3 protein-coding genes and 1 pseudogene are annotated in these 8,224 nt (G+C 70.3%); 3 read left to right on the top strand and 1 reads right to left on the bottom strand.

The window, feature by feature from the left end; genetic code table 11:
- Positions 1 to 304 precede the first annotated feature (304 nt).
- Both CR470_RS10290 and CR470_RS10285 read left to right on the top strand, forming a co-directional pair.
- Positions 305 to 3,556, top strand: a pseudogene (locus tag CR470_RS10290) (S8 family serine peptidase); the annotation flags it as partial.
- Positions 3,557 to 3,792: 236 nt separating this feature from the next.
- A complete protein-coding gene (locus tag CR470_RS10285) occupies positions 3,793 to 4,821 on the top strand; it encodes an aspartate-semialdehyde dehydrogenase (RefSeq protein WP_097867266.1) in 1,029 nt (342 codons plus the stop codon).
- A 73-nt stretch (positions 4,822 to 4,894) separates the two neighbouring features.
- Here the strand turns inward: CR470_RS10285 and CR470_RS10280 are convergent, their stop codons facing one another.
- Positions 4,895 to 5,395 carry a DUF1203 domain-containing protein gene (locus tag CR470_RS10280; protein ID WP_097867265.1) on the bottom strand — a complete coding sequence of 167 codons (501 nt, stop codon included), beginning with the start codon at positions 5,393 to 5,395 and terminating at the stop codon, positions 4,895 to 4,897.
- A 125-nt stretch (positions 5,396 to 5,520) separates the two neighbouring features.
- Between CR470_RS10280 and pepN the strand changes: the two genes are divergently transcribed.
- Positions 5,521 to 8,097, top strand: a complete 2,577-nt coding sequence (pepN, locus tag CR470_RS10275) for an aminopeptidase N (protein ID WP_097867264.1) — start codon at positions 5,521 to 5,523, stop codon at positions 8,095 to 8,097.
- The last annotated feature ends 127 nt before the right edge of the window (positions 8,098 to 8,224 follow it).

The raw sequence follows: 8,224 nt of genomic DNA, 5'->3' as shown, positions 1-8,224 counted from the left end.
GGCCTACGGCGACCGGTCCGGCGGCGGGCGGCCCGGCGGCGAGGGGCCCGGCGGCGAGGGGCCCGGCGGCACACGCTGGTCCAGACCACGCGCCACAGGTCTGGACCGCTAGCCGCCACCAGGCGCCACGAGCGCACCGTTTGACCCCGTTCATCCCTCGTGGCACATCGCGCCCCATGGCGGATCTATGCCATGTCCCCAACTCGCCTCCGTCAACTCTCCACAAACCCCTGTCATTTACGACAGGGTAAGCGGTCATCCGGTACCGCATTCCGGACTCTCTCTTTCCATTACAGGGACACAGATGACCAAGGAATCCCCCAGTTCCATACCCGGGGCGAGACGCGCCGCTCGTATCGCGGCCGCGGCCGGACTGGCGGCCGCACTGGCCGCCTCCGGCGCCGCACCGGCCTTCGCCACCGACGACCCGGCTCCGGCGCCCGTCAAGCCGGCCGCCACGAGCGACCGGGGCGACAAGCTCGGCAAGGCCGACGCCGACGTCCTGGCGAAGGCCGAGGCCAAGGGCGAGAAGAGCGTCACCATGATGGTCGCCACCACCCCTGGGGCGACCGAGCAGGTCAGCAAGCAGCTGGACGCCGTCGAGGGCTCCGTGCTCGGCCAGACCTACGACAAGCTCGGCTACGTCCGGGCGACGGTTCCGACGAAGAGCGCCGAGTCCACCATCACGGCGGCCTCCAAGCTCTCCTCCGTCCTCGGCATCGATCTCAAGCAGGAGATCAAGCTGGACGACCCGACGCCCGCGGGCGACCGCGCGGCCAAGGCCAAGCAGCTCAAGGCCACGGGCAGTTACCCGGCGCCGGACAAGAAGACCCCGGCGAAGAACCCGTACAACCCGTCCCACGAGACGGGCGCGGTGAAGTTCGTCGAGAAGAACCCGAAGGCCGACGGCCGCGGGATCACCATCGGCGTCCTGGACTCCGGCGTCGACGTCGGTCACCCGGCCCTGAAGAAGACCACCACCGGCGAGCGCAAGATCGTCGACTGGGTGACCGCGACCGACCCGGTGAGCGACGGCGACGGCACCTGGCTGCGCATGTCCCAGTCGGTCTCGGGCCCGACGTTCACGTCCGGCGGGAAGACCTATGCGGCGCCGGCGGGCAGCTACAAGTTCGCCACGTTCGCCGAGTCGGCCACCACCGGCGGCGACATGCAGGGCGACCTGAACCGCGACGGTGACACCACCGACGTCTGGGGCGTGCTGTACGACCCGGTCACCGGCACCACGCGGGTCGACCTGAACGAGAACGCGGACTTCTCCGACGACAAGGTCCTCAAGCCGTACAAGGAGAAGTTCCAGGTCTCCTACTTCGGTGAGGACGACCCGCGCACCCCGGTCGTCGAGCGCATCCCGTTCGTCGTCGAGAACCGCAAGAACGTCGTCTACAACGCCGCGGGCGCGAAGGCCGACTACGTCAACATCGGTGTCATCGAGGGCTCGCACGGCACGCACGTCGCGGGCATCACCGCGGCCAACGGGCTGTTCGGCGGCGAGATGAACGGTGCCGCCCCCGGCGCCAAGATCGTCTCCTCGCGTGCCTGCACCTGGTCCGGCGGCTGCACCAACATCGCGCTGACCGAGGGCATGATCGACCTCGTCGTCAACCGCGGCGTCGACATCGTCAACATGTCGATCGGCGGCCTGCCGCCGCTGAACGACGGCAACAACGCGCGCGCCGAGCTGTACAAGCGGCTCGTCGACATCTACGGCGTCCAGCTGGTCATCTCGGCCGGCAACAGCGGCCCGGGGCTCAACACCATCGGCGACCCGTCGCTCGCCGACCACGTGATCTCGGTCGGCGCGTCGATCTCCAAGGAGACGTGGGCGGCCAACTACGGCTCCAACGTCACCAAGAAGTACGACATGCTGCCCTTCTCCTCGCGCGGTCCGCGTGAGGACGGCGGCTTCACGCCGATCATCTCGGCGCCGGGTGCGTCCATCAACACCACCCAGACCTGGGCGCCGGGCGGTCCGGTCAAGGAGGCGGGTTACGACCTGCCCGCCGGCTACTCCATGCTCCAGGGCACCTCGATGGCCTCCCCGCAGGCGGCGGGCGCGGCAGCGCTGCTGCTGTCGGCCGCGAAGCAGAAGAACATCGAGCTTCCCCCGGCCGACCTGCGCTCGGCGCTGACCAGCACCGCGAGCCACATCAAGGACGTGCCCGCGCACGTCCAGGGCTCCGGTCTGATCAACATCGTCAAGGCGTGGAAGCAGATCGCCAAGCAGGGCAAGCCCGCGCACGAGTTCTCGGTGAAGGCCCCGGTCGACACCGCGATCGACTTCGCGCTCAAGGACCCGGGCTTCGGCACCGGCCTCTACGACCGCGAGGGCGGCCTGAAGGTCGGCGAGTCCAAGGTCTACGACGTCGTCGTCACCCGCACCACGGGCCCGGACCGCGACGTCCAGCACAAGCTGTCCTGGAAGAACAACGACGGCACCTTCGAGCTGAGCAGCCCCCGGTACGTCTCGCTGCCGCTCGACACGCCGGTCAAGCTCAAGGTCAGGGCGAAGGCGAAGACCGCCGGAGTCCACAGCGCCATCCTGCGGGTCGACGACAAGAAGACCTCCGGCGTCGACCACCAGATCATGACCACGGTCGTCATCGCCCAGGAGCTGCAGCAGCCCGGTTACGCCTACAAGGCGTCCGGCTCGGTCCAGCGCAACGGCACCACGTCGTACTTCGTCAACGTGCCGGAGGGCGCGAAGACCCTTGAGGTCGCCCTCAGCGCCCTGCGCTCGGGCAGCCAGACCCGGTTCGTCTCCCTGCACCCGTACGGGACGCCGGTCGACCCGACCTCCACGATCAACTGCTACCCGAACTACGAGAACCCGGCCAACACCTGCCGCCCGGACGCGCGTTCCTACAAGGACCCGCAGCCCGGCGTGTGGGAGATCGAGGTCGAGGCGCGCCGTACGTCGCCGCTGCTGGACAACCCGTACAAGCTGGATGTCTCGCTGCTCGGCGTGACCTTCGACCCGGCGGTGCGGACCATCGCCGAGGCGAAGATCGGCGCTCCCGCCGCGGTGGACTGGAAGGTCACCAACGGCGCCGCCGCCCTCCAGGGCAAGCTCCAGGGCGGCTCGCTGGGCTCGGCCAAGGTGGAGAAGCCGTCGATCTCGACGGGCCAGACCCGTGAGACCACGGTCACCATCGGCGCGGGTGTCGAGAAGCTCGACATCGCCATCGGGGGCACGTCGGACGCCAACGCGGACATCGACCTGCTCGTCTTCCGGGGCGCCACGCAGGTCGGCAGCTCGACCTCCGCCGGTTCCGAGGAGTCGGTCAGCCTGGTCAAGCCCGCCGCGGGCACGTACACGGTCGTCGTCGACGGCTACGCGGTCCCGTCCGGGTCCACCACGTACGACTACCGCGACGTCTTCTACTCGGCCTCGCTCGGCACGATCAAGGTCGACTCCGCCAAGGCCGTGAACCTGGCCAACGGTGCGTCGGCCCAGGTCGGCGCCGAGGTCGTGGTCGCCGGAGCGGCTCCCGAGGGCCGTCAGTTCTTCGGCGAGGTCCAGCTGGTCAACACGCGCTCTCACGAGCACCCGCCCCGCCTGCGTGTTCCTCGTCACACCCCCCGGACGCCCGCCGCGGATGTTTCCCGCGTACGCACGGACGTTGCGGAATCTGCGGTCCTCGCGCGAGGAGTCCGCAGGTCGGACAATGGATTGGACAAGGCGGGCCAGGACATACGCATCATGGAGCGGCAAACGGGCCGCACAGACGCACGGACGGACAGACTCCGGACGTGCAGAACAGAGGAGTCCTCGTGAAGGTCGGAATCGTCGGCGCCACCGGTCAGGTCGGCACAGTCATGCTCAGGATCCTGGCCGAGCGGGACTTCCCGGTCGACGAGCTGCGGCTGTTCGCCTCGGCCCGCTCCGCGGGCTCCACGATCGACTTCAAGGGCTCCGGCGTCACCGTCGAGGACGCCTCCGCGGCCGACTACACGGGCCTGGACATCGTGCTGTTCTCCGCCGGCGGCGCGACCTCGAAGGCGCTGGCCGAGAAGGTCGCCTCCCAGGGCGCCGTGGTGATCGACAACTCCTCCGCCTGGCGCAAGGACCCCGAGGTCCCCCTCGTCGTCTCCGAGGTCAACCCGCACGCCGCCCGGGTCCGCCCGAAGGGGATCATCGCCAACCCGAACTGCACGACGATGGCCGCCATGCCCGTACTGCGCCCCCTGCACGACGAGGCCGGTCTCGAAGCGCTGACCGTCGCCACCTACCAGGCCGTCTCCGGCTCCGGGGTCGCCGGGGTCGCCGAGCTGCACGGCCAGGCGGCCAAGGTCGTCGCCGAGGCCGAGAAGCTGGCCCACGACGGCGAGGCCGTGGACTTCCCGGAGCCGGCCGTCTACAAGCGCCCGATCGCGTTCAACGTGCTGCCGCTGGCGGGCTCCATCGTCGACGACGGCTCGTTCGAGACCGACGAGGAGCAGAAGCTCCGCAACGAGTCCCGCAAGATCCTGGAGATTCCGGAGCTGAAGGTGTCCGGCACCTGCGTCCGGGTCCCGGTCTTCTCCGGCCACTCGCTCCAGATCAACGCCCGCTTCGCCCGCCCGATCGGCGTCGAGCGCGCCTACGAGCTGCTGAAGGACGCCGAGGGCGTCGAGCTCTCGGAGATCCCGACCCCGCTCCAGGCGGCCGGCAAGGACGCCTCCTTCGTGGGCCGCATCCGGGTCGACGAGACGGTGGACCACGGCCTCGCGCTGTTCGTCTCCAACGACAACCTCCGCAAGGGCGCGGCGCTGAACGCCGTGCAGATCGCGGAACTGGTGGCAGCCGAGCTGAAGGGCTGACCGCAGCCGTACGCGTACGGGGAGGGGCGGCCACCGCGCACCGGTGGCCGCCCCTCCCCGTGTCCTGCCCCGCTCAGCCCCGCCGCACCTCGAAGTGGAAGCACCCGTACTCCACGGCCCGCACGTGCACCAACGCCACCTCCGGGTCCGCGAACGCCTCGTCGAGGGCCGCGTCGAAGCCCTTCTCCGTGTCGGCCGGGATCTCCAGCAGCCGGCCGCCCGCGATGTGCCCCCGGGCGTCGTAGCGGCGCACGACCCGCAGTGCGCCGGGGCGTGCGAAGGGGTATCCGGCCCGCTCGGGGTCCGGGCCGGCGCACGCCTCGGCGTGGATGAAGACGGGCCCCTGCTCGTCGTACGCCCCAGGGCTCGCCCCGGTCGCGCGGGCCCAGCGGCGCAGCGGGGCGTAGGAGACGAGGGCGATGCGCTCCCCCGGCTCGCTGCCGCGCAGACAGCAGCGCAGGGGGTGGCCGCCCTCGGTCGCGGTGTACGGGCGGCAGGGCCGGCCCGCGTCGTCGGTGGTGCAGAGTCCGCCGAGAGCGGCGGGGGCGATGGGGCGCGGCTGGTGTCCGGTCATGGTTCGAGCGTGTCCCGCGGAGCCCTCCGCGTCCGGCGGGAAACGGACATCGCGCTGGGAGCACGCTACGTGGAAGGATGGTCGGAAACGCCGCTTATCAAGTCGCACACCTAGGAGATGACCGCGTGCCTGGCACGAATCTGACCCGCGAAGAGGCACAGGAGCGGGCGCGCCTGCTGACCGTGGACGCGTACGAGATCGATCTCGACCTCTCCGGAGCGCAGGAGGGCGGCACCTACAGGTCCGTGACCACCGTGCGCTTCGACTGCGCGGAGGCGGGTGCGGAGTCGTTCATCGACCTGGTCGCCCCGGCCGTCCACGACGTGGTGCTGAACGGCAAGGACCTGGACGTGGCCGCCGTGTTCCGCGACGCGCGGATCGCCCTGCCGCATCTGCGTGAGGGCGCCAACGAACTGAAGGTCGTCGCCGACTGCGCGTACACCAACACCGGTGAGGGCCTGCACCGGTTCGTCGACCCGGTCGACGAGCAGGCCTATCTGTACACGCAGTTCGAGGTCCCGGACGCGCGCCGCGTCTTCGCCTCGTTCGAGCAGCCCGACCTGAAGGCGACCTTCGCGTTCACCGTGAAGGCCCCGTCCGGCTGGACGGTCATCTCGAACTCCCCGACGCCGGAGCCGAAGGACGACGTCTGGACCTTCGAGCCGACGCCGCGCATCTCCACGTACATCACGGCGCTCATCGTGGGGCCGTACCACGCGGTACACAGCAGCTACGAGAAGGACGGCCAGTCCGTCCCGCTCGGCATCTACTGCCGTCCCTCGCTCGCGGAGTACCTGGACGCGGACGACATCTTCGCCGTCACCCGGCAGGGCTTCGAGTGGTTCCAGGAGAAGTTCGACTACGCGTACCCGTTCGCCAAGTACGACCAGCTCTTCGTCCCGGAGTTCAACGCGGGCGCGATGGAGAACGCGGGCGCGGTCACCATCCGTGACCAGTACGTCTTCCGCTCCAAGGTGACGGACGCGGCGTACGAGGTGCGGGCCGAGACCATCCTGCACGAGCTGGCCCACATGTGGTTCGGCGACCTCGTCACGATGGAGTGGTGGAACGACCTCTGGCTGAACGAGTCGTTCGCCACCTACACCTCGATCGCCTGCCAGGCGGACGCCGCGGGATCGAAGTGGCCGCACTCCTGGACCACGTTCGCCAACTCCATGAAGACCTGGGCGTACCGGCAGGACCAGCTGCCCTCCACGCACCCGATCATGGCGGACATCCAGGACCTGGACGACGTCCTCGTCAACTTCGACGGGATCACGTACGCCAAGGGCGCCTCCGTGCTCAAGCAGCTCGTGGCGTACGTCGGCAAGGACGCGTTCTTCCAGGGCGTGCAGGCGTACTTCAAGGCGCACGCCTTCGGCAACACCCGCCTCTCCGACCTGCTGGGCGCCCTGGAGAAGACCTCCGGCCGCGACCTGAAGACCTGGTCGAAGGCGTGGCTGGAGACGGCGGGCATCAACATCCTGCGCCCGGAGATCGAGACCGACGGAGACGGTCACGTCACCTCCTTCACCGTGCTCCAGGAGGCCCCCGCGCTGCCCGCCGGCGCGAAGGGCGAGCCGACGCTCCGCCCGCACCGCATCGCCGTCGGCTGTTACGACCTCGACGCGGACGGCAAGCTCGTGCGCACCGACCGGATCGAGCTGGACGTCGACGGCGAGCGCACCACCGTGCCGTTCCCGGAGGGCAAGGCCCGCCCGGCCGTCATCCTGCTCAACGACGACGACCTCTCCTACGCCAAGGTCCGCCTCGACGAGGAGTCGCTGCGGGTCGTCACCGAGCACCTGGGCGACTTCGCCGAGTCGCTGCCGCGCGCCCTGAGCTGGGCCTCGGCCTGGGACATGACACGCGACGGCGAGCTGGCGACCCGCGACTACCTCGCGCTGGTGCTCTCCGGCATCGGCAAGGAGTCGGACATCGGCGTCGTGCAGTCGCTGCACCGCCAGGTGAAGCTGGCCCTGGACCTGTACGCGGCGCCGGAGACCCGTGAGGGCGCGCTCAACCAGTGGACCGACGCGACGCTGGCGCACCTGCACGCGGCGGAGCCGGGCAGCGACCACCAGCTGGCCTGGGCCCGTGCCTTCGCGGCGACGGCCCGCAACCCGCAGCAGCTGGACCTGCTCCAGTCGCTGCTGGACGGCACGGAGACCATCGAGGGCCTGGCCGTCGACACCGAGCTGCGGTGGGCGTTCGTGCAGCGGCTGGCGGCCACCGGGCTGCTGGACGAGGAGGAGATCGCCGCCGAGTACGAGCGCGACAGGACGGCGGCGGGCGAGCGCCACGCGGCCTCCGCGCGGGCGGCCATGCCGTCGGAGGAGGCCAAGGCCGAGGCGTGGGCCTCGGTCGTGGAGTCCGACAAGCTGCCCAACTCGCTCCAGGAAGCGGTCATCAGCGGCTTCGTCCAGACGGACCAGCGCGAGCTGCTGGCCCCGTACACGGAGAAGTTCTTCGCCGCGGTGAAGGACGTCTGGGACTCGCGCAGCCACGAGATGGCCCAGCAGATCGCGGTGGGCCTCTACCCGGCCCTCCAGGTCTCCCAGGAGACCCTGGACGCCACGGACGCCTGGCTGGCCTCGGCGGAGCCGAGCGCGGCTCTGCGCCGGCTGATGTCGGAGTCGCGGTCCGGTGTGGAGCGCGCCCTGAAGGCGCAGGCGGCGGACACGGCGGCGGCCACCGCGTAGCGGCACGTACGGCCCTGGGGGCGCCCTCTTCGTCGCGGCGGAGTGGGCGCCCTTCGGGTTCCGCCCCGGGTGGAAACCGCCCGGCGGGCGGGCGCAGGAGCGCAACCGTCCGCCGGGCGGGAACTGG

Source organism: Streptomyces sp. rh34, from assembly GCF_002551245.1.
GTDB lineage: Bacteria > Actinomycetota > Actinomycetes > Streptomycetales > Streptomycetaceae > Streptomyces.
Note: the sequence above shows the minus strand (reverse complement) of the source record. Positions and strands in the feature narration are given on the sequence as shown.